Origin of the sequence: Micrococcus sp. FDAARGOS_333, assembly GCF_002206575.2 — a bacterium.
Classification (GTDB): Bacteria; Actinomycetota; Actinomycetes; order Actinomycetales; family Micrococcaceae; genus Micrococcus; species Micrococcus lylae.
Genome location: NZ_NJFJ02000001.1, coordinates 867,208 through 893,198 on the forward strand (window position 1 = coordinate 867,208; position 25,991 = coordinate 893,198).

At 70.4% G+C, this 25,991-nt stretch carries 13 protein-coding genes; 8 read left to right on the top strand and 5 right to left on the bottom strand.

Going from position 1 to position 25,991, the window contains the following annotated elements; all coding sequences use genetic code 11:
• The 5 genes from CEQ11_RS03925 (at position 1) to CEQ11_RS03945 (ending at position 15,322) form a co-directional block, all read left to right on the top strand.
• On the top strand, positions 1 to 4,638 hold the full coding sequence (locus CEQ11_RS03925; RefSeq protein WP_088477801.1) for a DNA methyltransferase: 4,638 nt from the start codon (positions 1 to 3) through the stop codon (positions 4,636 to 4,638).
• Entirely contained in the window at positions 4,638 to 11,036 is a 6,399-nt protein-coding gene (locus CEQ11_RS03930; RefSeq protein ID WP_088477802.1) for a DEAD/DEAH box helicase, read from the top strand. Before CEQ11_RS03925 ends, CEQ11_RS03930 begins: the two co-directional genes overlap by 1 nt.
• The gene (locus CEQ11_RS03935; RefSeq protein WP_227718726.1) at positions 11,033 to 13,384 is read left to right on the top strand and encodes a 3'-5' exonuclease; all 2,352 of its coding nucleotides are present in this window, start codon (positions 11,033 to 11,035) and stop codon (positions 13,382 to 13,384) included. The genes CEQ11_RS03930 and CEQ11_RS03935 overlap by 4 nt, the downstream gene beginning before the upstream one ends.
• Before the next feature lie 151 nt (positions 13,385 to 13,535).
• Positions 13,536 to 14,837, top strand: a complete 1,302-nt coding sequence (locus CEQ11_RS03940; protein WP_088477803.1) for an App1 family protein — start codon at positions 13,536 to 13,538, stop codon at positions 14,835 to 14,837.
• A 2-nt stretch (positions 14,838 to 14,839) separates the two neighbouring features.
• Positions 14,840 to 15,322 carry a thioesterase family protein gene (locus CEQ11_RS03945; RefSeq protein WP_088477804.1) on the top strand — a complete coding sequence of 161 codons (483 nt, stop codon included), beginning with the start codon at positions 14,840 to 14,842 and terminating at the stop codon, positions 15,320 to 15,322.
• 14 nt (positions 15,323 to 15,336) lie between these two features.
• Here the strand turns inward: CEQ11_RS03945 and CEQ11_RS13065 are convergent, their stop codons facing one another.
• The 4 genes from CEQ11_RS13065 to CEQ11_RS03965 form a co-directional block, all read right to left on the bottom strand.
• Complete coding sequence (locus CEQ11_RS13065; RefSeq protein ID WP_227718727.1) at positions 15,337 to 16,239, bottom strand: PKD domain-containing protein; 903 nt, start codon at positions 16,237 to 16,239, stop codon at positions 15,337 to 15,339.
• Positions 16,240 to 16,295: 56 nt separating this feature from the next.
• Entirely contained in the window at positions 16,296 to 17,069 is a 774-nt protein-coding gene (locus tag CEQ11_RS03955; protein WP_088477806.1) for a DUF6318 family protein, read from the bottom strand.
• A gap of 352 nt (positions 17,070 to 17,421) precedes the next feature.
• Positions 17,422 to 18,762 (bottom strand): NADP-specific glutamate dehydrogenase, encoded by a 1,341-nt coding sequence (gene gdhA / locus CEQ11_RS03960; protein WP_067187941.1) that lies wholly within the window; start codon positions 18,760 to 18,762, stop codon positions 17,422 to 17,424.
• A 172-nt stretch (positions 18,763 to 18,934) separates the two neighbouring features.
• The gene (locus CEQ11_RS03965; protein ID WP_088477807.1) at positions 18,935 to 20,146 is read right to left on the bottom strand and encodes a glycosyltransferase family 1 protein; all 1,212 of its coding nucleotides are present in this window, start codon (positions 20,144 to 20,146) and stop codon (positions 18,935 to 18,937) included.
• A 238-nt stretch (positions 20,147 to 20,384) separates the two neighbouring features.
• On the opposite strand from CEQ11_RS03965, the gene CEQ11_RS13070 reads away from it, so the two are divergent.
• Both CEQ11_RS13070 and CEQ11_RS03980 read left to right on the top strand, forming a co-directional pair.
• Positions 20,385 to 23,021 carry a DUF6350 family protein gene (locus tag CEQ11_RS13070; protein ID WP_227718728.1) on the top strand — a complete coding sequence of 879 codons (2,637 nt, stop codon included), beginning with the start codon at positions 20,385 to 20,387 and terminating at the stop codon, positions 23,019 to 23,021.
• Positions 23,022 to 23,354: 333 nt separating this feature from the next.
• Positions 23,355 to 24,299, top strand: a complete 945-nt coding sequence (locus CEQ11_RS03980) for an endonuclease domain-containing protein (protein WP_127913451.1) — start codon at positions 23,355 to 23,357, stop codon at positions 24,297 to 24,299.
• Between the two features lie 375 nt (positions 24,300 to 24,674).
• On the opposite strand, the gene CEQ11_RS03985 is transcribed toward CEQ11_RS03980, so the two are convergent.
• Entirely contained in the window at positions 24,675 to 25,001 is a 327-nt protein-coding gene (locus CEQ11_RS03985) for a hypothetical protein (protein ID WP_088477810.1), read from the bottom strand.
• A 358-nt stretch (positions 25,002 to 25,359) separates the two neighbouring features.
• Between CEQ11_RS03985 and purN the strand changes: the two genes are divergently transcribed.
• A complete protein-coding gene (purN, locus tag CEQ11_RS03995; RefSeq protein ID WP_088477812.1) occupies positions 25,360 to 25,950 on the top strand; it encodes a phosphoribosylglycinamide formyltransferase in 591 nt (196 codons plus the stop codon).
• Positions 25,951 to 25,991 lie beyond the last annotated feature (41 nt).

The window sequence follows — 25,991 nt, forward strand, 5'->3', positions numbered from 1 at the left end:
ATGGCAGTGAGCGACGCATTCGTGGTGGTGGGGGACTGGCTCTCCGAACACTTCTTCACCTCGGACGCCACCAAGGAGTCCTTCCACGCCCTGGTCCTGGCCCGCCGCAAGCAGTGGGACGCCGCTGAGGGGGAGACCTCCCGCACCCGCTTCACCTCCGAGCGCGCGGAGCTGGAGCGCCGCATCGGCGCCCTCGCGGACGCCGAGGACCATCAGGACCTTCAGGACCACCAAGACCCGGACGCCGCCTCCGCGACCCCGAACCTCGCCGAGCACCTGCTGCGTGTGCTCGGCTACCGCACCGGCGAGTTCACTCTTGCCCAAGACGGCCCGCTGCTGCGCGTCTCCTCCACGGGCATCGAGGGCCCCGCCCCGCTGGCGATCGTCCAGGCCCGCCCGGCCGAGTCCGTGGAGGACGCGGTCGCCAAGGACGAGCCCACCCTCGCCACCCCGTACGTCACCGACACCGAGACCTTCACCTCCACCGCCCGCCTGCTCTCTGCCCTGTTCGTGGCGGAGGACGGCCCGCAGTTCGCGCTGGTCCTGGCCGGCCGCTGGTGCATTGTGGCCGAGGCCTCCCGCTGGGCCGAAGGCCGCTACCTGGGTGTGGACCTGCAGCTGGTCGCCGAGCGCAATGACGCCAAGCGCGGCGGGGAGATCGACCGCGCCCTGACCATCCTGGAGGCCGCGTCCCTGGCCCCGGACGCCGAGGGCGGCATCTGGTGGTCCACGGCCCTGGAGGAGTCCGTCCGCCACACGGTGGGCGTCTCGGAGGACCTGCGCGAGGGCGTCCGCCGCTCCATCGAGATCATCGCCAACGAGGTCGTCGCCCGCCGCGCCGCAGCCGGCTTCGAACCGCTGCCGAAGGACCAGGCGCAGCCGTTGGCGGTGCAGTCCCTGCGCTACCTCTATCGGATCCTCTTCCTGCTCTACGCGGAGGCCTCCCCGGAGCTCGGCGTCCTGCCCTCCGGCGCCGCCGAGTACGACTCCGGCTACTCCGTGGACCGCCTCCGCGAGCTCACCCTGGTGGATCTGACCACCGGCCAGGCCCGCAACGGCACGCACCTGTATGAGTCCCTTCGTGTGCTCACCGAACTCGTGGACCGAGGCCCCCGCCCCTCGGATACGGACCCGGACGCCGGCGCCCCCGGCCTGGACTTCCAGCCGCTGCGCGCGGACCTGTTCCGCCCGGAGGCCACCGCCCACATCGACCAGGTCCGGCTCGGCAACGCCGCCCTCCAGCAGGTGCTGCAGCACCTGCTGCTCTCCAAGGAGCAGAAGGGCAGGGCCCGCGGTTTCATCTCCTACGCGGAGCTCGGCATCAACCAGCTCGGCGCGGTCTATGAGGGCCTGATGTCCTACACCGGCTTCTTCGCGGAGGAGGACCTCTACGAGGTCGCCCCGGGCGGTGACGCCTCAAAGGGCTCCTGGGTGGTCCCCGTGGACCGTTCGGACCATCTGGCGGCCAAGGACTTCGTCCGCGCCGAGGACCCGGTCACCGGCGAGCTCAAGGCTGTCCGCCACGCGCAGGGCACGTTCGTCTACCGTCTCTCCGGCCGGGAGCGTCAGCAGTCGGCGTCCTACTACACACCGGAGGTGCTGACCCGGTTCACCGTGCAGCAGGCGCTGGAGGAGCTCCTCGACCAGGGCGGCACCACCACCTCCGCGGAGGACATCCTGACCCTGACCGTCTGCGAGCCGGCCCTCGGCTCGGGAGCGTTCGCCATCGAGGCCGTGGACCAGCTGGCCCGCGAGTACCTCGCCCGCCGCCAGGAGGAGCTGGGCAGGCGCATCGACCCGGAGGACTACCCGCACGAGCTGCAGAAGGTGAAGGCGCACATCGCGCTGCACCAGGTGTACGGCGTGGACCTCAATGCCACGGCGGTGGAGCTGGCCGAGGTGTCCCTGTGGCTGTCCACGATGGTGACGGGCCTGCAGGCCCCGTGGTTCGGTCTGCGCCTGCGCCGCGGCAACTCGCTGATCGGCGCCCGCCGGTCCGTCTATGCCGGCAGCGCGCTGCGCAAGGACCGGTCCTGGATGAAGGCGGTCCCGGAGGACCGCCCGCTCTCCGGGCTTCACGACGACGGCTCCGGCACCTCCGGCTCTGTCTTCCACTTCCTGTTGCCCTCCGAAGGGTGGGGCTCCGGTGTGGAGGTCCCGAAGCAGGTGCGGGACCTAGTGCCGGACGAGGTGAAGGCGCTGAAGGCGTGGCGCTCGAGCGTGCGCCGCAAGCTCTCCGCCCAGCAGGTGAAGGATCTCGAGGCCCTTACCCAGCGGGCGGAGAAGCTGTGGGCGCTGGCCCTGCGGCGTCTCACCATTGCCGAGCAGCAGTCCGGGCGCGACCTGGACCTCTGGGGCTGCGAGGTGACGGCCACGCAGGGTGCTGTGACGCGCGAGCAGATCGAGGAGTCCCTGGCGGACCAGGACGGCGCCTACCGCCGCCTGCGCCACGTGATGGACGCCTGGTGTGCGCTCTGGTTCTGGCCGTTGACCGAGACCGAGGTGTCGCCGCCGAGCATGAAGCAGTGGATCGACGCGCTGCAGATGCTGCTGGGCCGGGACACGGAGAAGCGGTCTCGGAAGTGGATGACGAGCTTCACGGCGGACGATGACTGGGAGGGGCTGGCAGACACCGAGCAGCGGGATCGCGTGCTGGCGGACGCGAAGCCGGTGGACCAGGTGCTGCAGGCCCATCCGTGGCTGAAGGTCTGCGAGCGAGTGGCGCAGGCCCAGGGCTTCTTCCACTGGGAACTCGACTTCGCGGCGGTGTTCGCCCGGGGTGGCTTCGACCTGCAAGTGGGCAACCCGCCGTGGGTGCGGCCGCGCACGGACATCGAGGGTCTCCTTGCTGAGGGCGACCCCTGGTGGCAGCTGGCCCACAAGCCGTCGGTGGCGCAGAAGAACGAGCGTCGTCCCATCGCGCTCGCAGTGGAGGGCGTGAAGGATCTGGTGGTGTCGGCAACCGCGGACACCATGACCGTAGCCGAACTTCTCTCTTCAGCTCCGGAGTACCCGTATCTCTCCGGCCAACCAGACCTCTACCGCGCGTTCATGTGTCAGGTGTGGCGACATGCGGCACCGACGGGCATGTCGGTGCTGATCCATCCGGAATCGCACTTCACGGATGACAAGGTTTTTGAGCTCCGAAGGCAAACCTATGGGCGTCTTCGTCGTCATTGGCAGTTTGGTAATGATCTACTACTTTTCGATATAGACAACCATGTCAAGTATGGTGTCCACATCTATGGATCTCCTGGGCGGGTTGGATTCCTGAATGCTTCGGTTTTATACCATCCGGAGACCGTAGCTCGCTCGCTTGTCCACGATGGAACTGGCGAAGAACCAGGGTTCAAGTACATGGGTTCCTGGGATCGCAGACCCCATGCTGCGCGCATCCAGAAGGTTACTTCTGAGACTCTCAAGCTTTGGAGCGCCGTCACAGACCCTAATGCGAGCGATATGTCGGCTGGTCGAATGCTCTATACCGTGAACTCGGCGGCCGAGCGAGTGCTGGAAATCGTTTCTCGAGCTACGCGTATCTCGGTCCTAGATCTCTCTTTTTCGCGGGGTTGGGACGAATCAATCGATAGATCAGCAGGACGATTTATTAGTAGCTGGGGGGTGGTAGATTGGGATGACGCCATCTTGCAGGGTCCACTATTCAGCGTCGCCACGCCGTTGGCCAAGTACCCGAACGAGACGCTGAAAAGCAACAAGGACTGGACCCCTGTGGACCACGAGGCACTTGCCGTCGATGAACGCCCCCTCGCGTCGTACAAGCCAGCTGGAGACCGAGGTGTGTATGACGCTCAGTACACTCGCTGGGGTGCTGAGCGAGAGTATTCAGCAAGAGATTTCTACCGGATCGTTTGGCGCTCCATGGCTGCCAATACGAATGAGAGAACGCTCTTTCCGGCAATCATTCCGCCCGGTGTCGCACATATTCATGCCGTAACAGCAGTTGGTGCGCCCGCAGGCGGGAAGACTCAACTCGCGATCGTTGCGGGCTTACTCAGTTCGTTGATCGCCGACTTCTCAGTGAGGTCTGCTCCGAAGGGAACTATCTTCCCCTCGACAATCAACCGCCTCCCCATGGTCCCGCTTGACCACCCGCTCCTGCCGTCGTTGATCCTGCGGACCCTGCAACTCAACTGCCTCACGGACGCCTACGCGGATCTGTGGGAGGAGTGCTGGGATCCGGCCTTCGCCCAGGATGAGGCGATCCTGCCGCGGTACGGGAGTGCCGTCGTCGGGAAGCAGTGGACGGCCCAGACGCCGCTGCGGCGGGCCGAGGACCGGCGCAACGCGCAGGTGGAGATCGACTCCCTGGTGGCCCTGATGCTCGGCGTGGACGTGGAGGACCTCTGCACGGTGTACCGCACCACCTTCGCCGTGCTCCACGGCTACGACCAGGACAGGTACACCTATGACCGCAACGGTCGTCTGGTCCCCACCGAGGTGCTCTCCGTGTGGAAGAAGAAGGGCGAGCGCACGACGCAGGAGGAGCGCACCGCGGTCCACCCCGGCTCCGGCGTGGCCTACGAATACGAACTGCCCTTCGCGACCCGGGACCGCGAGGAGGACTTCCGCACCGCCTACGCCGAGTTCCAGCGCCGACTGAAGGAGGCTGAGGGCTGATGCCCGAGCTGCTCCCCACCCTGCAGGCCCGCCGCGTCGCCGACGGGCTGGTGGACTACCTCACCACCACCTTCTCCCTCGCGGACGCCCAGCCCCGCCAGCAGCTCCAAGAGTTCCTGGAGGACCAGGCCAACGGCCTGTTCAAGGGCCCCTACACCCGGCTCCGCCTGCCCTTCCGGCCGGCAGACCAGGACTGGACACGGCACCTCGAGTGGCGGCCGCCGTTCACCCCGTACCGGCACCAGGCGCAGGCCTACGCCCGGCTGACCTCCCTGGGCAGGACAGGCCCGGGGCAGCGGCCCGAGCCCACGCTCATCACCACCGGCACCGGCTCCGGCAAGACCGAGGCCTTCCTCCACCCGATCCTGGACCACGTGCTGCGTGCCAAGCGCGCCGGCGTGACCGGCACGAAGGCGATCATCCTCTACCCGATGAACGCCCTGGCCGATGACCAGGCCCGGCGCCTGACCGCCACCCTGACCGGGGACCCGGCGCTGAGCACCGTGACCGCCGCGATCTACACCGGCAACCAGGCCGGCACCCGCGGCACGGTCTCGGACAAGGGGCTGATCACGGACCGCCACGCCATCCGGGACACCGCCCCGGACATCCTGCTGACCAACTACAAGATGCTGGACCAGCTGTTGCTGCGTGAGGACGACCAGCCGATCTGGGCCCAGTCCGCCACCTCCCTGCAGTACCTGGTGCTGGACGAGTTCCACACCTACGACGGCGCACAGGGCACCGACGTGGCCATGCTCCTGCGCCGCCTCGGCCTGGCCCTGAAGAGCCACTGGCACCAGGACGATCCGGCGCTGACCGCCGAGGACTGGGCACGGCCGCTGGGGAAGATCACCCCCGTGGCGACCTCCGCGACGCTCGGAGACAAGTCCGACCCCACCGTGATGCTCGACTTCGCGCACACCGTGTTCGGGGAGAAGTTCGGCCCCGACGCCGTGGTGACCGAGACACTGCTGAGCCTTCACGAGTGGGCCGGGCTGGCGGCGGGCGAGGCGTTGGAGCCAGTGCGTCTGCGCGAACTGCGCGGCGCGCCCCTGGCCGAGCTCGCCGCCGGTGTGAAGGCGCTGGGGGAGGACCCCGCCGCCGTGACCAGCCACGTGCTGCGCGCCCTGCACGCGGACCCGCACGCGATCGACCGCGCCGGTGCCGAGGGGGAGCCGACCCTGCTGGATGTGGTCCGCCGCCACCCGGACGTGCACACCCTGGTGGAGACCGCCGCCCAGGCGACCGGCTACCCGGAGCTGCTGCGTGAACTGGTCGGGCCGGTGGAGGACGCCGAGACGCTCGCGCTCTACCAGACCGCCCTGGAAGGGCTGATCGCCGCACTCAGCCACGTGCGTGCCCTGCACGGCCGGGACGCGCTGAGCGTGGACCTGCACTTCTGGGTCCGTGAGCTCACCCGCATCGACCGCGTCGCCTCCCCGGTGCCGCACTTCCTCTGGTCCGACGACGGCACCTGGGCCGGTGCCGACGACCCCACCGACGCGCGCCAGACCTTCCCGGCGGTCTACTGCCGCCACTGCGGCCGCTCCGGCTGGGGCGTGACCCTGGCGGCGGTGGGCGACGAGCTCTCCGCCGAGGACACCGACATCCGCCGCGACCACATGCGTGGCGACGGCCGGTTCCGTGCGCTCATCCACGCCCCGGGCGAGGAGGACCGCGCCGTGGCCTCCCCGTCCGAGACGCCCGAGGGGCTGCGCTGGTTCTCCCTGGCGAGCCGCCGGCTGCTCTCCACCCGCCCGGACGAAGACGACCCGCACATGCAGGCCGGCCACGTGCTCCCCGTGCTCACCCGCTCGGACAGCCGCGCCGACCGGGAAGGCGACTCCGGCACGGACGACTGCCCCGCCTGCCTGGGCCAGGACGGCATCCGCTTCCTCGGCTCGGCGATCGCCACCCTGCTCTCCGTGTCCCTGTCCGTGCTGTTCGGGGACGCGACCCTGGATGACCGGGAGAAGAAGTCCCTGGTCTTCACCGACTCCGTGCAGGACGCCGCCCACCGTGCCGGATTCGTGCAGTCCCGCTCCCACACCATGAGCCTGCGCTCGGCGCTCGGGGGCCAGCTCACCGCCGCCGGGGCGAGCCTGGACACGCTGGTGGAGGACGTCCTCCGCGCCGCCGGGGACGACCCCTTCGACCGCTTCCGTCTGGTCCCGCCGGACTGCGAGCGCCTCGAGCCGTTCCAGCGGTTCTGGGCGGCCGAGAGGTTCGCGGCGATCGCCGGGCGCGACCGCGCCTGGGTGAAGCGCCGCCTGCTCTTCGACGCCGCCCTCGAGTTCGGCCTGCAGTCCACCTACGGGCGGACCCTGGAGGCCACCGGTGCCGCCGCCGTCCAGGTGGAGGCCGGCACCGGTGCCCGCCTGGCCGCGATCGCCCGCACCGTGCTGGAGGAGGACGAGGTCCAGCAGCTCGGCGAAGCGGTGGTGGGGGAGAAGTCCCTCACCGCCTGGGTGCGCGGCGTGCTGGAGTATATGCGCCTATCCGGGGGCATCGAGCACGAGTGGCTGAACAGGTACATCTCCGAGGACGGCCGCCGCTTCCGCATCTGGGGCGGCCGCCCGAAGAACGGCATGCCGGCGTTCCCCGCCGGCCGCAGCGCCCCCGCCTTCCCGCGCGTGGGCGCCCCGCTGACCGGCAAGGCCCAGGAGCAGGGGCTGGACACCGTGCGCTCGGCGAACAGCTGGTACGCCCGCTGGGCCGCGAAGTGCCTCGAGGTGCTGCCCCAGCACGGCGCCAAGCTCAGCGAGCGCCTGCTGGCCGAGCTCGCCCGCCAGGACGTGCTCACCGTGACGGACACCGAGACCGGCGCCAAGGTCTACGGCATCCCCGCCTCCGCGGTGACCGTGCGGGCCCTGGAGCTGTCCGAGCTGGAGGCCGGCCGCGCCCTGCTGGTCTGCGACGTCTGCCAGTCCCGCACCCCGGGGACCGCCGAGACCGTGGCCCAGCTGACCGACGCCTGCTGCTTCACCGTCCGCTGCAACGGACGACTGCACCCGGAGACATCCGGTGCGAGCTTCTACCGGGAGCTCTACACCGCCGCCCAGGTGCGCCGAGTGGTGGCCAAGGAGCACACCTCCCTGCTGGAGGGCAAGGCCCGCCGGCAGATCGAGGAGGGCTTCAAGTCCGGCACCCCCGGACCGAAGGACCCCAACGTGCTGGTGGCGACGCCGACGCTGGAGATGGGCATCGACATCGGCGACCTGTCCACCGTCATGCTCTCCTCCCTGCCCAAGGCCGTGGCCCAGTACGTCCAGCGTGTGGGCCGCGCCGGCCGCCTGACCGGCAACGCCTTCTCCCTAGCGTTCGTCACCGGCCGCGGCGACCAGCTGCCCCGCCTGGGCAACCCGCTGTCCCTGATCAACGGGCAGGTGCGTCCACCGGCCACCTACCTGGACGCCGAGGAGATCCTGCGCCGCCAGTACATCGCCTCCCTCGTGGACGCCGTGGCCCGTTCCGGGCAGACCGCCATGCCGACCCGCGCCCAGGAGGCCATGCGCACCGCCGACGGCACCTTCCTGCGCGCGGTGCTCACGCTGGCCGCCGAGCAGTCCGCCGAGCGCCTCGACGCGTTCCTCGGCTCCTTCGACACCCTCGACTCGGACGTGGCCGAGGGGTTGCGCGCCTGGGCGACCGCCTACGCCGACGGCGACTGGGCCCCGGAGGACTCGCTGGGCGCCCTGCTGCACCGCGCCGCCCACGAGTGGCAGCGCGAGGCCGAGCAGCTGCAGCGCCACGTCAACGAGGTGGAGAAGGCCCTCCCGCACCTGCGGACCGTGGCCGAAGGGCCGGCGGCCGACGAGGACGACCGTCGCGACCTGCGCCTGGCCGAGGGCGCCTACCGCACCGCCAAGAGACGCCTGAGCGAAGTCCGGGACGCCCACTGGGTGTCCGCCTTGGAGGAGCGCGGCGTGCTGCCGAACTACACGCTCCTGGATGACACCGTCACCCTGGATGCCCGCGTGACCACCATGAACTCGGAGACCGGTGAGTTCGAGACCGAGAACACCCCGGTCCGGCGCCCGTCCGCCCGCGCGCTCACCGAGCTCGCCCCGGGCGCCGTGTTCTACACGCATGAGCTGGCCATCCGCATCGACGGGCTGGACCTGGGCAAGGACGGGGACAAGATCCGCACCTGGTCCTGGTGTGCCGCCTGCGGCTACGGCCGGGACCGGACCGACGAGACCGCGAAGAACCCGGGCCCATGCCCGCGCTGCCAGAGCGCCTCTTTCGGAGACGTGGACCAGCGCCACCAGGTGGTCCGCCTGGAGCACGTGTTCGCCGAGGTCCGCCGTGAGCGCGACCGGATCGACGACCGTGAGGACCAGCGCCGCCGCGTCCAGTTCGCCACCGTGGCGGCCGCGGACCTGGACCCGCAGCACGTCAGCCGTGCCTGGCATGTGGGCCAGGAGTTCGGCGTCACCCACCACCGCCGCATGGACCTGCGCTGGCTCAACCTCGGGCAGCGCGCCGCTGGCGGCATCACCGACCGGCACATCGCCGGCCAGGAGATCGGCGCCAAGCCGTTCCGCGTCTGCGCCGGCTGCGGCAAGCTCGACGCCACCGCCGGAGCCAACTCCCGCGAGGAGCACCGCCCCTGGTGCCGCTACCGGCAGAGCCAGGACGAGGACACCCGCCAGGTGGTGCTCAGCCGCGAGCTGCGCACCGAGGGCGTGGTGGTCACGCTCCCGCCACACGTGGTGGGTGGGGACTCCTACGCCGTGCCCTCCCTGGCCGCCGCACTGCTGCTCGGGCTGCGGGAGGACATCGGCGGCGCACCGGACCACCTCCAGGTGACCTCCGTGACCGTTCCCCTGCAGGGCGGCGGCACCGCCCCGGACGAGGCGCTGCTGCTGCACGACGTGGTGCCCGGCGGCACCGGCTACCTGGCCGACCTCGCCTCGCCCGAGCGCATCTGGCGGATCCTGGTGAAGGCCTACCGTGTGGTGGAGGACTGCGCCTGCCAGGACGAGGACCGCCGTGCCTGCCACCGCTGCCTCATGCCATACGCCGTGGGCGCCCGCGCGGACAGACTCTCCCGCGTGGCCGCCGCCCGCCACCTGCGCACCCTGTTGACCATGCAGGAGGGCGAGACCGGCGCCGACCTCCACCCCGAGCGGATGCGCTGGGACCCGGAGGAGGGTGCGGTGGTGATCCAGGACGGCGAGTCCAGGCTCGAGCGCCGATTCCGCCAGGTCTTCCGCGAACGCGTCACTGCCGCCGGCGGCACCGTCAAGGAGGTCCCGGACGAGGGCGGCAACCACTACGTGGTCACCGGGCTCGGCGGCGGCCGCACCTGGCGCCTGGTGCCCCAGCTGAACCTCGCCGGCTCCCGCCCGGACTTCGTCCTGCTCACGGACGACCCGGCCGTGCAGGACGTCGCGATCTTCACCGACGGGCACCGCTTCCACGCCAGCGCCGGCACGAACCGGATCGGCGACGACGCCGCCAAGCGGCAGGCCCTGCGCGACCACGGCTACAGCGTGCTCTCCATCGTGTGGGAGGACCTGGAGGACGGCGCGGCCCGCCAGCGTCCCGAGTGGCTCGCCGACGAGTCCGTGCGCAGCCTCTTCGAAGAGAGCCCCGGCCACCTCGCCACCACCCAGGGCGTGGTCGACGACGTCCGCAACGGGCCACTGGACATCCTGCTGGGCCGACTCCAGCGCCCGCAGGACGCGGACGCCCGCCGGAACCTGGCCGAGCGGCTCGGCATCCTCTTCATGGGGCACTCCGAGTTCGCCTACGTGAACGCCGTCCGAGACCTCGGCGAGGTCGCAGCCGGGCTCCTGGCCGGCACGGACGTCCACGGCATCGGCCAGGCCTTCGTCTGGCGCCGCGGGCCGCTGCAGGTGCTCACCCGCCTCAACGCGGACGAGACCTTCTCCACCGTGGTGATGCTGGACGACGGCTCCGACGCCGTGGACTCCCCGGACCACCACGAGGCGTGGAGGCAGTGGCTCTGGATCGCCAACCTGCTCACCGCCGACGCCGCCGGCGTGCGCGTCATGGCCCGCAGCCAGGCCGACGCCGGCGTCACCGTGGCGGCGCCGCAGACCCCGGTGGCCGACGACGGCAGCCGACCCGAGGAGAAGGCGACCGAGCTGACGGGGGCGTGGGCCGCCGTCGTGGACGACCTCATCACGGACGACGAGCGCGCCGCCGCAGCCACCCTGGCCTCCCAGGGCATCCCCGTGGCGGAGGTGGGCGAGGAGATCGGCGGCGTGGTCACCACCTTCAGCTGGCCCGCCCAGCACGTGGCCGTGCTCGTGGACGCCGACGCCGGTGACGCCGACGACCTCCGCGCCGCCGGCTGGACCGTGGTGGACGCCGACCCCACCGCCGTCCGCGCCGCACTCGACTCTGAGGAGAACACCGCATGAACAGCGTGATCATGTCCAAGATGGAGCTGCCCGCCGACCCCGCGGTCAAGATGAAGGCCCTCGCCTTCCTGGACAAGCTCACCAAGGACGACACCCTCCCCGGACTCCACATCGAGCCGATCAAGGGCAGCGCCGACTCGCGCATCCGCACCGGACGCGTCGACCGGGGCTACCGGGCTGTGCTCTTCAAGCTCACCGAGGGCGGCGCCGTCACCTACGTCTTCCACGGCGTCTACGAGCATGACAAGGCCAACCACCTCGCCGAACGCGCCGTGCTCAAGACCAACCCCGTCAACGGCGTCACCGAGGTCCGGTACGTCGAGCCCGCCCCGCTCGCCGACTGGGAGAAGGAGCACGCCGAGTACGAGGCGATGGCCCGCCGCGAGGCCGAGAAGGCGGCGGCTGAGGGTGCCCAGGCCGAGGCGCCGGAGCAGGCGGAGGAGACGGTGGCCGCTGAGGCGGCCGAGTCCGCACAGGCCGAGGCGCCGGAGCAGGCGGAGGAGGCGGCCGTCGTCGGGAAGCCGGCGGAGCCGGGGGTCCCCGCCGAGCCGCTGCTGACCCGCCACGGCGTGGACGCCGCCGCGCTCGCCCAGCTCGGTGTGGACGAGGCGCTCGCCGCGCGGGCCGTGCAGGCGCGCACCGAGGAGGAGCTGCTCGCCGCGGCTGAGGACGCCGAGGCCGAGTGGCAGGAGCTCGTGCTCATCGCGCTCGGCAGCGGGCAGAGCATCGACGAGGTGCGCCGGGAATTCGGGCTTGACGCCGCCGTGGACACCACCGGCACGGAGGAGCAGCGGATCCTGCGCGGCCTGCAGCACCCCGCCGCACTCGTCTCCTACACGTGGATCGAGGACGACGAGGAGCTGCGCCGCGTGGTGGAGGACGGCGACTTCTCCGCCTGGCGCGTGTTCCTGCACCCGCTGCAGAAGGAGTTCGTGGAGCGGGACTACAACGGTCCCGCCAAGCTCGCCGGCGGCGCCGGCACCGGCAAGACGGTGGTGCTGCTGCACCGTGCCCGCCGGCTGGCCGCCGAGAACCCCGAGGCGCGGATCCTGCTGACCACGTTCACAAGGAACCTGGCCGATGCGCTGCGGCGGGACCTGGTGAAACTGGACCCGACCGTACCGATCGCGAAGCAGCTCGGAGAGCCCGGCGTGCACGTGACCGGCGTGGACGCGCTCGTGCGGGCCGTGGCCATGAAGGCCGGGCGGGATATGGGCGCGGCGACGGAGACCGTGCTCGGAGCGGAGGGGTACGACCTGAGCGACCGGCGGGACGCCAAGGCATGGAGCGAGGCCGTGGACGCAGCCGGAGGCGACCTGCCGGCCGAGGTGGCGAACGAGACGTTCATGGCCGCCGAGTACGCGATGGTCGTGCTGCCGAAGCGGGTCCGGACGGTGGAGGAGTACGTGCGCGTGCCGCGGCGCGGGCGCGGGACCGCCCTGAACCGGAAGCAGCGTCTGCAGGTGTGGAAGGTGATCGAGAAATACCGCGCCGCAGGCCGGGCCAAGGGGGCGCTGGACTTCGAGGAGATGGCGGCTGTGTCTGCCGCGTCTGCGCAGCAGCGGGCCGAGAGCGGCGGAGGACGGTTCTTCGACCACGTGCTCGTGGACGAGGGCCAGGACCTCACCCCGGCCAAATGGCAGTTCCTGCGGGCCATGGTGGAGCCGGACCGCAATGACATGTTCCTGGCCGAGGACACCCACCAGCGGATCTATGGGCAGAAGGTGACGCTGAGCCACTACGGGATCGAGTCCCGCGGGCGGTCCCGCCGGCTGACGCTGAACTACCGGACCACCCAGCAGAACCTCGGCTGGGCCATGAAGGTGCTCGACGGCGGCGAGTTCGAGGACCTGGACGGCGAGGCCGAGTCCCACACCGAGTACCGGTCCGCACGCTCCGGGCCGAAGCCCGTGGTGCTGGCCGCGCGGTCCTTCGCCGAGGAACTGGATGCCGCAGCCGACCTGATTGCCAAGTGGAGCCGGCAACCGGGTGTGAAGCTCGAGACCATCGCCGTGCTCGTACGGACCAAGCCCACTCTCACCAAGGTGGTGACCGGGCTGGCCGAACGCGGCGTGAAGATCCGAGCCGTGGAGCAGGAGTCCGTGCGGGCTGGGGCCGTGGTGGGTATGACCATGCACCGCGCCAAGGGCACCGAGTTCTCCCACGTGCTGCTCATGGACGTGCGCGACGGCGCCCTGCCCGTGGGCATGAGGAAGGCGAACTTCAGCGAGGCCGACCTGGACGATGCGCTGCTGCGCGAGCGGTCACTGCTGTACGTGGCTGCGACCAGGGCGAGGGACGTGCTGGCCGTCAGCTACCACGGGGAGAAGTCGCCGCTGCTGGGGTGAGTGTGGGGTGCGTGTAGGGTGCGAGGCCCGCCCCTGCGTTTTCGCTTGTGAAACGGGAGGAGGGCGGTGCCGAGTGGGGGTGCTGATGAACACGTCTCTGCGACACCCCTCCTGCTCACGCACCGCTGCTCCATGCGGAATACTGGATCCCATGTCAGCGCCCGACCCGCACGCGACTGCGTCCCCGTCTGCCCGCACTGAGGTTCATGGGGAAGACCAGACCGCCCATAAGGCCGCCCCGGGGCACGCGCCGGGGCAGGGATCCTCGGAGCAGACCGCCCCGGAGCACGCGCCGGGGCAGGGATCCTCGGAGCAGACCGCCCCGGAGCACGCGCCGGCCCCGCGCAGCGCCCTGCCGGAGAAGCGGGAGAAGGGCGAGCACATCGGTGTCCGGCTGCAGAACAGGTGGAACGTCTGGCAGCGGGGGAGGGCGGAGAAGCGCGGCCACGTGCCTACCGCGATCGCGTTCACCGGCTACGGCACCACCGAGTGGGTCCGGGTGCTCTCTCGCGTGATCGTGGCCCCGGACGAGGACTTCCTCAACGGCCGTCGTGTGCACCAGGTGGTGGCGGACGGCATCCGCGGTTGGCGCAACTTCTCCTCCCCGCCCATGGCCGGCGCGCAGGTGCAGGTGACGGTCAAGGGCCAGGTCCACACCGTGACCACGGACCGGATGGGTGTGGTGGATGCGGTGATCCCCGCCTCCCTGAAGCCGGGGTGGCGCACCGTCACCCTGGCCGTCGGGGATGACGAGGTCGTCTCCTCGGACGTCTACATCACGGATCCTTCCGCGGACGTCGGGATGGTGTCCGACATCGATGACACGGTGCTCGTCACCGCCCTGCCGCGCCCGATGCTCGCGGCCTGGAACTCGTTCGTGCTGGACGAGCACGCCCGCACGCCCACCCCGGGCATGGCCGTGCTGCTGCGCCGCATCGCCACCGCCAACCCGATGGCCCCGATGCTCTACCTGTCCACCGGGGCGTGGAACGTGGCGCAGATGCTCACCCGCTTCCTCGGCCGCAACCTCTACCCGCTCGGTCCGCTGCTGCTGACCAGCTGGGGCCCCACCCAGGACCGCTGGTTCCGCTCCGGCCAGGAGCACAAGTTCGCCCAGCTCGAGCGCCTGGCGGAGGAGTTCCCGCACATCAAGTGGATCCTCATCGGCGACGACGGCCAGCACGACCCCGAGATCTACGCCGACTTCGCCAAGCGTCACCCGGACCGGGTGAAGGCGATCGTCATCCGCCAGCTGACCCCGTCCGAGGCGCTGCTGGCCGGCGGCCGTGCGCAGCACACCCGCCATTCGACCCCCGGCGTGCCGTGGTGCTACGGCCCGGACGGTGCCGCCCTCGCCTCCCAGCTGGAGGAGCTCGGCATCCTCGAGACCGAGTTCGTGGACGTCCGTCCGGAGGGCTGGAAGAACGAGATCGAGGGCGTCGACGAGGAGTGACCATGACAGCAGCAACCCCTTTCCTGGACGACGACGGCCGCCTCGCCGTGGACGTGTACGTCCCCTTGCGCTGGAAGGACATGGACGCCTACGGGCACATCAACAACATCCAGGTCGTCCAGCTCATGGAGGAGGCCCGCGTGGCCGCCTTCGGCGTCCCCGTCGGGTCCGGCAGCGACGCCGAGGCCGGCCCGGCACCGCTGGACCTGACGGCCGGCGCGGGGGAGGGTGTGCGCGCCTTCGTCTCCGAACACCGGGTGAAGTACCGGGCGCAGATGAAGTACCGCGCGAAGCCGGTGCGTGTGCGCGTCTCGGTCGACGAGGTTAAGGGCGCATCCGTGCATGTGGGGTACAAGATGCACGACGGCGTGGACGATGCGCTGCTGGTGACCGCTACCTCCGTGATGGTGTACGTGGATGCCGAGACCGGCCGTCCCATGCGGCTGACGGACGAGCAGAAGAAGGCGCTGACTGGGGGACAGTGAGCGGATGTCCGCGTTCAGTCCGTTGGCGTGCTGCCCGGGGGACCGCAGCCCCAGCCGCTGGGGTTGGCGACGCAGTCCTCCGCCACATTGCGGGTGACCGAGCGGAAGATGTCTGCCTGGGCCGGGGCCGAGCCGATCACCAGCTGTCCGGGGACGAGCTCCCAGGTCTCGCCGTCGTTGTAGGAGACCTCACCGATGAACACCGTGGTCAGGGTCACCGTGTATGTGCCGGTGTCCTCGTAGACGTGGCTGGTCGAGGTCGCCGTGTTGAAGTCCACGGCGTCTCGGCCGGGGTCCGTGGTGGTGCGGGTGGTCCCGTCGCCATAGTCCCAGCGGAACTCGACCGGGGTCAGTCGCATCAGCGTCAGCTCGCCGAACTGGGTCTTCCGCTCGAGGATCTGCTCCGCGTCCGCGTAGATGTTGGTGTGCGCGTTCCGCATTCCGCGGCCGCCGTTCTGCAGGCGGATGTCGACCTTGCTGGGAGCGACCGCGGCGAGGTCATCCATGGTGATGGCCGGCCGTCCCTCTGAGCCGCCCCCAGCGGCGTCAGCGGCGCAGAAACGCGATCCGTGTTCGATCGGTTCGTCGGGGTTCTCCCTGCGTACCCGTACCTGTTGCACCCATGTGCCGTCATCCCCGCAGAAGACATCCTGCTGGCGCTGACAGTCGCCGAAGTCGAGGTTCTGGAGCTGGTCCGGATAGCAGCCGGACACATGGCGCGAGTAGACGGGATTGGACGTGTCGTAGTTGCTGGCCTTGTTCGCGGTGCTGTTGGTGCTGTCGCTCGACGAGCTGGCAGGCTGCGGCGTTGTTGCACATTCTTTTCTGACATTAATTGCCTTCTGGCGAGAATTTACGGACGCTTCTGCGTGGCATCGACGTTCGCCTTCCCAATCTGCCTGAGCCGGGCCGGCCATTGAGGCAGTGAGTGCAAGCAGAAGTAGCGACGCTAGAGATCCAAGGACACGCTGCCTCATGACTTTCCTTCGAAGCTCACCTGGGTGGCACGCCAATGACCGGCTTTGGAATCGAACTGAACGTACGTCACCCAAGGATCATCGGTATAAGCCTTCTCTCCCTGCTCCTTGTCCTCGAGGCCGTTGTTGTTGAAGACCTTTGCCTCGCTCGTGTCCAAGAGGGTCGTGATTTGAAGGATTCCCTTGTTGCTGTCGTGAACGCCTGTCAATGCCGATGTGACATCGACGTCCACGCCTGTATGCCAGCCGCCGTCTTCATAATGGTCGACGACATCTAGCGCGTAGTCGTGGCAGAAGTCGCATTCATCAGCAGAGACCTCTCTCAGGGGTTCCAGGTCCCCAGTCCGTTGCAGGTAGGTCACCGTGTCCCACCAGTACTGCACTGCAGCCTTGGCGCCCTCCGGGGTCTCCTCCTTCATCTCCTCGGGCATGACGGGCTTGGGCACGTTCTTGGCCGGTCCGTCGGCGGAGGCGGGGACGTACTCGCCGGTGTCCTCCCCGTCCGGGTCGCTGTCGTCGCCATCGGCGACCGGAGACTCGTCCTCGTCCGGGTCGTCGGGTGTGGGTGTGGTCTCCGTGGACGCGTCGGCCCCTTCGGCCTCTGGTTGCTCCTCAGTCCCGTCGGACGAGGCTCCCTGTGAGGCGGGGGCCGTCGTTGACGGCGATGCGGTCTCCTCCGGCTCCTTGTCCTCACCGCCGGAGCAGGCGGTGAGTGCCAGTGCGAGTGCGGCGGTCAGTGCCAGGCCACGGGCGGGTGCGCCACGGCGCATGAGAACCCCTCCAGATGTCTCATCGTCGGTAGGTCACCGGGACGGCCGCTGATCCCGCAACGGCCGCCGACCCCCTCGGCCGGCGGTGACACAGACCACAGTCTAGACAGATGCCACCGCGGAGGTGCGGTTCTCCACAGGCCCTTCCCCGCCGGGTCACCGGAGAAGGTGACGAGCCGTCGTCGGGGAGGGGTCCGTCGTCGGGAAGGGGGGGCCGAGGGCCGCGAATGCGGCCTCACCTGCGGTCTTGAGGGGAAGACACGGTGCCGTTCTTGGATCTCAACGCCGTGTTGCATCCCCAAAGCGCAGTGAAAGGTGTATCCCCGAAGCGCAGTGAATGGGCGGCGCAGGCTCAGACGATGCCCTGGGCCAGCATCGCATCGGCCACCTTGATGAAGCCGGCGATGTTCGCGCCGGCCACATAGTTGCCCGGGGCGCCGTAGCTGTCCGCCGTCTCCACACAGCGGTCGTGGATGGAGTGCATGATCTGCTCCAGGCGCTCACGGGTGTAGTCGAAGTCCCAGGAATCGCGCTGGGCGTTCTGCTGCATCTCCAGGGCGGAGGTGGCCACACCGCCGGCGTTCGCCGCCTTGCCGGGCCCGAACAGCACGCCGGCGTCCAGGAAGGTATGCGTGGCCTTCTCCGTGCACGGCATGTTCGCGCCCTCGGCCACCGCCTTCACACCGTTCTTGATCAGCATGCCCGCAGCCTTGTTGCCCAGCTCGTTCTGGGTGGCACACGGTAGCGCCACGGTGCCCGGCACCTCCCACACGTAGCCGCCCTCCACGAAGTGGGCACCGTTGCCGCGGCGCTCGGCGTACTCGGAGATGCGGCCACGCTCGACCTCCTTGACCTGCTTGAGCAGGTCCAGGTCCAGGCCGTTCTCATCCACCACGTAGCCGGAGGAGTCCGAGGCGGTGATGACCTTCGCCCCCAGGGCCATCGCCTTCTCGGCCGCGTAGATCGCCACGTTGCCGGAGCCGGACACGAGGACCTTCTGCCCGTCCATGGACTCGCCGCGGGTGCGCAGCATGGCGTCCGTGAACATCACCGTGCCGTAGCCGGTGGCCTCCTTGCGGACCAGCGAGCCGCCCCAGGTCAGGCCCTTGCCGGTGAGCACACCGGCCTCGAACCGGTTGGTCAGGCGCTTGTACTGGCCGAACATGTAGCCGATCTCGCGGGCACCCACGCCGATGTCACCGGCCGGGACGTCCGTGTGCTCGCCCACATGGCGCCACAGCTCCGTCATGAAGGACTGACAGAAGCGCATGATCTCACCGTCCGAACGGCCGGACGGGTTGAAGTCCGAGCCGCCCTTGGCGCCGCCGATCGGCATGCCGGTCAGCGAGTTCTTGAAGATCTGCTCGAACCCTAGGAACTTCACGATGCCCAGGTACACCGACGGGTGGAAGCGGATGCCGCCCTTGTACGGGCCCAGCGCCGAGTTGAACTCCACCCGGAAGCCGCGGTTCACCTGGACCACGCCCTGGTCGTCCACCCAGGGGACGCGGAAGATGATCTGGCGCTCCGGCTCGCAGAGACGGTGGAGGATACCGGCCTCCACATACTCAGGATGGCGGTCCACCACCGGGTCCAAGGCCTCGAAGACCTCGGAGACGGCCTGGTGGAACTCCTTCTCACCGGGGTTGCGGGCGAAGACCTCGTCACGGAGTTCGGAGAGTTCGGCATGCATGAAGGCGGCTCCTGGGGTCGGCCGTCACCGCCGCTCAAGCAGAGCCGGAGCGGCGCGGACGGCGGTGGTCACGGTGAAGTGCCGGAACGCGCAGGCACCGACACTCCATCTTCACAGGGGCCGGAGGCTGCCCGCAGGTGTGTGTCGGCAGGTGGACACACAAGCTGCAGTCTCAGAAGGTCAGCGGCCAGGTGGTGTGGTGCTGCAGATGACGCAGCGCCACCTCGTCCGCACGGCGGTGCTGCACCCTGATCGCCTTCGCGTAGTACCCGAGCAGCTGCTCACACAGCACCGGCCAGGTGCGGCCCTGCACGGACTCCCAGGCGGCCTGGGCGAAGGCGGTGCGCTTGGCGTCGTCGTAGACCAGGTCCGCCACCTGCTCGCGCAGCTGGGCGAGGTTCTTCGGCTCATACAGCCAGCCGGTGCGGGAGGAGTCCACGAGGTCCAGCGGCCCGCCGCGTCCCACGGCAACCACCGGCACGCCCGAGGCCATGGCCTCCTGCAGCGTCTGCCCGAAGGTGTCCGACTCGCCCGGGTGCACGAACAGGTCCAGCGAGGCCACGTGGCGGGCCAGGTCCTCGCCCCCCTGGAAGCCGGCGAAGTGCGCACCCGGAAGCTTCTCCTGCAGCTGCTCCTTCAGCGGGCCCGAGCCGATGACCACCAGACGGGTGCCCGGCAGGTCCGCCAGCACGGCCAGATCCTCCACCTGCTTCTCATGGGCCAGCCGGCCCACGAAGCCGATCAACCGCTCGCCGTTCGGGGCGAGCTCGCGGCGCAGCTGCTCGGACCGCTTGGACGGGTGGAACCGCTCCGAGTCCACACCGCGGGCCCAGCGGTGCACCCGACGCACCCCATGGGAGTGCAGCTGGCGGACGGTGAAGCTGCTCGGCGCCACCGTCAGCGTGGCGGTGTTGTGCAGGCGCGCCACGTGGCTCCACAGCACGTCCTCCAGCCACGGCGCCCCATAGCGCGCCGCGTAGCGGGGGACCTCGGTCTGGTAGACGGCCACGGACGGGATGCCCAGCTGGTCCGCAGCCTGCACCGCCCGCCAGCCCAGCACGAACGGGGAGGCGATGTGCACCACGTCCGGGCGGAACCCCGCCAGGATCGAACGCACCCGCGCCACCGGCCCGGCGGCCACGCGCACCGAGGCGTAGCCGGACAGCGGCACGGACGGCAGACGGTGCACGTCGAAGCCCTCGACCTGACTGGGCGCCGTGTCCTGGCCGACCCGCTGCGTCCAGCCGGCCATCCAGGAGGACGCGGGGGCGATCACCATCGCCTCATGGCCCTCCCGGCGCAGATGCTTGAGCACCTGGAGCACGGAGTTGGTGACCCCGTTCATGTGGGGCAGGAACGACTCGGCGACCACTGCAACGCGCATGTCCCGCACGCTACGCCTGCCGTACGACCGGCCCATGGCCGCACCATGACCCCGCCGTGAACACTCGCCACGCCGGGTGAACGAGCGGTGACACAGCGCCCGGCCGGCGTCACCACGGCGGGCGAGGGCCGACGTCGCGAAGGAGGGCGGTCAGCCGTGACGCACGCTCCCTGTGAGCTCACCGGACCGGCCGCGCCCTGAAGGCCCCGCGCCGCCCGGCGGTGGCACCATAGTGAGGATGACTTCCCCCACTCCACGCGCCTCCCGCCTGCTGCGCCCCCTGCCTCTTCCCCTGTGGGTGCAGGGGGTGATCGAGGCGCTGATCGCGGCGCTGTTCAGCCTGCTGCTCGTGGTGGTCCCCACCCTGCTCGTCTGGGTCACCGGCGGCTTCCACATGGAGCGCATCGACGACGTCCTGCAGACCGCCGGCGTCCTCTGGCTGGTCCTCCACGCCGCCCCCGTCTCCGTCACCTCCGGCATGCCCGTGGTGGACGGCGACGTCTCCGCCGGACTCGCATGGATGGTCCCCTGGGGCCTGTCCCTGCTGCCGATGGTCCTGAGCTGGCGCGCCGGCCGGAAGCTGGCCCGCGCGAGCTACCGCGACCAGGCCTGGCAGGCGCTCGCCGGCGGCATGGTCGCCTACGCGCTCGTGGGTCTCACCCTCGCGCTGCTGCCCGGCAGCACCGGCGACACCGTGAACCCGGCCGTGGGCGCGATCTTCCCCGCCCTGTTCTTCGCCGTCTGCGCCGTGGCCGGTGCCCGCCGTGAGGCCGGCACCTGGGCGCACCTGGTGGGCGTGGACGTGACCGAGCGGATCGCCAGACGCTCCCAGTACGAGCGCTGGGCCGGCTCCTACGCCTGGTCCGTGCTGCGCGCCTGCCTGGTGGCCGTGCTCAGCCTGGTGGCCGTGCACGCGCTGCTGGTGGCCGTGACCCTCGCCGTCCGCTGGGCCGAGGCCGTGCACATGTACCAGCTCGTGGACGCCGGACCGGTGGGCGGAACCATGCTCACCCTCCTCGAGATCGGCTACCTGCCCGCCATGGTCGGCTGGGCGGTGGCCTGGTCGGCCGGTCCCGGGTTCTCCATCGGCTCCGAGAGCCTGTACTCCGCCTTCGGCACGACGACGGCCCCCGTCCCTGCGCTGCCCGTCTTCGCCGCGCTTCCCGCACCCTGGGAGCCGTGGCACCCGGTGTTCGTGCTGCTCCCAGTGCTGGCCGGTGCCGTGGCCGGCTGGTGGCTGCTGCGCGAGGGCGAGAACCACCTCGACGACTGGATGGTCCGTCGCGTGAAGACCCGGTGGATGTCCCTGCTCGCGTCGACCGGCGTGCTGGCGCTGCTGCTCGGTGTGGTCTCCGGTGCGATCGCGATGGTCCTGCTGGCCCTGACCTCCGGGTCCATGGGTGTGGGCACCTATACGGTGATCGGGTCGAATGTGTGGCTGGTGGGGCCTGCGCTGGCGGGGTGGATCGCCCTCGGCGGGTTCGTGGGCTACCTGGTGGCCATGGGCCTGCAGTCCAGGTCCCTCGAAGCGGACGTCCGCAAGGCCGAGAGGGCGGAGGCCAAGGCGGAGAAGAAGGCCGAGAAGGCGGAGGCCAAGGCGGAGAAGAAGGCCGACAAGGCGGCCGCCAAGAGCGCCGAGAAGGACGTGAAGGATGCCGCCGCGGACGCTGAGGATGGCGGCGACGGAGCCGGCGACGGGGACGGCGCGGACCGCGGTGACGGAGCCGGCGACGTGGACGGCGCGGATGACACCGATGGCGCCAGCGCCGACGCTGGAGTCGACGGTGATGCTGGTGCTGGGGGAGCCGGTGCCGGTGAGGCCGAGCGCGACGGTGCGAAGGGCGCCGGGGGTGAGGGTGCCGTCGTCGGGAAGGACGGGGCGAAGCCCGGCACGGCGACGGCAGACGGCAAGGGCACGGCCGGTGCCGCCGACAAGGACAAGGGCCACGGCGCGGACGAGGGGGCGGACGCCCCGCAGGAGGACGCCGAGCGTGCGGGTGCCGAGGCGGAGAAGCCCGTGGCGCGCGCCGCCGAGAAGGCCGCGGACGTCACCCCGATGCCGCCGGTGAAGGCGCGCATCCCGCGTCGCCCGCGGTCGTCGCGTGGTGGGTCGGTGCCGGTGGCCAAGGCCGTGGGCGTGAAGGCGCGTGCCGAGCGCGACCAAGCGGCGACCGACCAGCCGAAGGGCGCGCAGGCCGGTGCGGAGACCGTGCTGAAGCCGACGGCCGAGAAGGCGCAGGCTGACAGGACGCACGGTGCTGCCGCGCAGCCGGGCAAGCCCAAGGGTGCTGAGGGCGGAGCGGCGACGGGCGCGAAGGGTGCGTCGGAGACGGCATCGCAAGGGGCCGCGGACAAGGCGGCGGAGAAGGCAGCGGAGAAGGCGCCGGAGCAGGCTGCTGAGAAGGAACCCGGGAAGGCGCCCGGGCAGGCACCGGAGCAGCTGGCCGCCGATCGGCGTGACCGCGTGGCCGCGCTGGCGCGCCGCAACCGTGAGAAGCAGTCGCCGAAGGACGAGCCGCGTCGCCGTGTGTACCGGGACGAGGACGAGCGGGCCGCAGGCCGGACCGGAGCTGCGGGCCAGGGGCGCGGGAAGGGCACCGTGAAGGGGCTCGCGACGGGCGAGAAGGCGACGGGCGAGAAGGCGACGAAGCCGAAGCCGAACTTCAACGCGATCGTCGCGACCCGCGACCCGCGCTCCGGGACCGGCGCCGCCGACGGCCCCGAGAACGGTCGGGGAGGCGCCGTCCGCCGGGCACGGGCCGACGTCGAGGACCAGGGCGATGGCGCCGGGAACGGCCGCCGCTCCGCGGGCCGGCAGGGGGGTGCGTCCGGCGAGGACGGCCCCGATCGTCCGCGTCCGCGCCGTGCGCGGTGAGGTGCTGCTGCCGTTCCGGGAGCGGGGGCGCTCACAAGGTAACGGGCGCCGGGAGCGGGGCTTGCGTGTATCGAAGTTGGGTCGCAGGGGGCCTGAGTTCTGCGAATCGGCCCAACTTCGATACACGGACAACCTCACACGTGGTCGGCAATCTGCATCCGAGGTGTGCACACCGAGCGCGCTGCCGGTGTACCGCCGGTTGTCCACAGATTCCGGCCACTTGCTCGTCGGTGCGGCCGCACGAACCAGAGTGGAGCCATGTCCCGCTCTGCTCCGATCCCTGACGCCCTGCTCTGGAAGGCCTTCACCATCGCCGAGGCGGAGGCGGCCGGGGTGAGCTACCACCGGCTGCTCGGCCCCTCCTTCGAGAGGATCGGACACGGCCGGTACCGGTGCATCGACTCGCAGCTCGTGCGTGCCGCCGCTGAGCAGGCGGGGGTGAGCGATCAGGAGATCTATCGTTGGAGCCCGGTGGTGCCGCCGCCGTCGGCGGTCATGCTCCTCGAGATCTTGGCGCGGTGCCCGGACGCCGTGGTGTCCCATGCGACGGCGGCCCGGCTGCGGAACTTCTGGCTGCCGTCTCGGCTGGTCGCGGACGACCGACTGCATGTGACGCGGTCGAGAAGCCGTGGAGTCCTCAAGGACCGGTGGGTGGTCACCCACCGCAGTGACCTGCCGCGGCACCATTCCACGCCACTGGTCCTCGTCGGCCACAGCATCAGGGTGACTGCCCCGGAACGGCTCTGGACGGAGCTGGCGACGGAGCTGACCGACGACGAGCTCGTCATCCTCGGCGACCACCTCATCCGCAGGAGCGGCAGGAGCCGGAGGGCCGTGCGGGAGAAGGGTCCTCACCTCCTGGAGAGGTTTCGCCAGGCACTCGACAGCCCAGGAGCGCGGCCACAGCGGCGCAGGCTTCGTGCAGCGCTGCGGCGCATCAGGATCGGAGCCGACTCGCCCAAGGAGACCGAGCTCCGGCTCGCCCTCATCGCCGCCGGACTGCCCGAGCCGGAGCTGCAGATCGAAGAATGGGACGCAGACTACTCCGCGGACTTCCCCGCGACTGCAGACATGGGGTGGCGCAGTGCCAGGCTCGTCCTCCAGTACGAGGGTGCCCATCACAGCCACCGGATCGATGAGGACGTTCGCCGGGATGCGGTGTTCCAGCGCAAGGGGTACACCGTGATCCGCGTGTCTGCATCCGATGCGAAAGACCGGTTCCGCGGAGTCATCGCCAGGGTCCGCGCGCTTCTGGGCGCGGAGAGACAGCCGGGCTGAGGCTCCGCAGACGACCGCCTCGATCGAACGTGCATGGAGCATCGTGGGTGTGCCGGACGTCGTCGATCGTGGGTGTGCCGGACGTCGTGCGTGTATCGAACTTGGGTCATGTGGAGCCCTGGAGGCCGAATCCGGGCCAACTTCGATACCCGCAACCAGAGGGGTCGCGTGCCGTCCAAGGCTGCGCCGCATCGGTCGAAGCCATCCAGCGTTGTGCCGTGCGAGGAGGCACCCAGCCTGCGGGTCCAGCCCCACGCAACCACGGGTCCAGCCCCACGCAACCGCGGGCCCGGCACGACGCAACCGCGGGTCCAGCCTCACGCAACCGCGGGTCCAGCCCCGCCCAGCCCCACTCAGCCTGCGAGCCGACTCGGCTCAGCCGCCGAGGCCGCCGATATCTCCCATGGTCTTGGTGAACTCAGCCTGGCACACGGCCTCGGACTTGAGGGTGAGGGCCTGGCGGAGGCACTTGTCGTAGGCGCTGGCGGCTTCCCAGAACAGCAGTGGTGTCAGCGAGGCCACCGCCACGAACGTGCCGAGGGCCAGCCCGGCGCCCAGCATGACGCGCAGGAACCCGGGCTTCGCGAGCTTTCCGGCGCGGATCCAGGCCACGAAGCCCACAGCCACAGCGCCCACCGCGAACGGTGCGGCCAGCAGCTTCCAGGGCAACAGCAGGTCCATCGCGAGGATGGTGCACAGCAACAGGCCGCACTGCCACAGCAGCAGCCGCCCGACGTTCTTGCGGAGCTTCAGCTCCTCGGCCTCGTTCGCAGGCTTGCCGGAGCCCTTCTTCCCAGGCCTGTTCCTGCCGGGCCAGCCGCCACCGGCCGGCCCGCCGGGCCCGCCGTTCCCGGGACCACCAGGCCCGCCGTCGGCCGGCCCACCAGGCCCACCAGGCCCGCCAGGCCCACCAGGCCCGCCGTTCCCGGGACCTCCGCCCTGACCGCCGGGCTCTGCGGACCTGCTGGAGGCAGGGTCCTGCCCGGGCTTCTGCGTCGGGTCGGGGTGCGGACCTGCGGGCGGCGTGGGAGCGGACACGCTTCCACCCTACGATGAAGGCATGCGCATCGTTGCCCTCATCTCCGGTTCCGGCACCAACCTCCAGGCTGTCCTCGACGCCGTCGCGGGCGGCCACCTGCCTCTCGAGATCGCCGCGGTCGGCGCGGACGTCCCGGGCGTGCAGGGTCTGGCCCGGGCGGAGGTGGCCGGGGTTCCCACGTTCACGGTCTCTGTGAAGGACCACGCGGACCGGGCCGCCTGGAACGTCGCGCTCGCCGACGCCGTCGCCGCCTATGAGCCGGACCTCGTGGTCTGCTCGGGCTTCATGCGGATCCTCGGCGCCGGGTTCCTGGAGCGCTTCGCCGGCCGCATCGTGAACACGCATCCGGCCCTGCTGCCGTCCTTCCCGGGCGCGCAGGGCGTCCGCGACGCCCTGGCCTACGGCGTGAAGGTCACCGGCTGCACGGTCCACTGGGTCGATGCCGGCGTGGACACCGGCCGCATCATCGCGCAGGCCGCCGTCCCGGTCATGGATACAGACACCGAGGACGAGCTCCATGAGCGCATCAAGGTGCAGGAGCGCGCCCTGCTGGTCCGCGTCCTGGGCGACTTCGCCGCCCGCCACGCCGCCGGCGAGACCGTCAGCGCCTGACCGCCTGCCACGCTGCCGGCGAGACCGTCAGCGCCTGACCG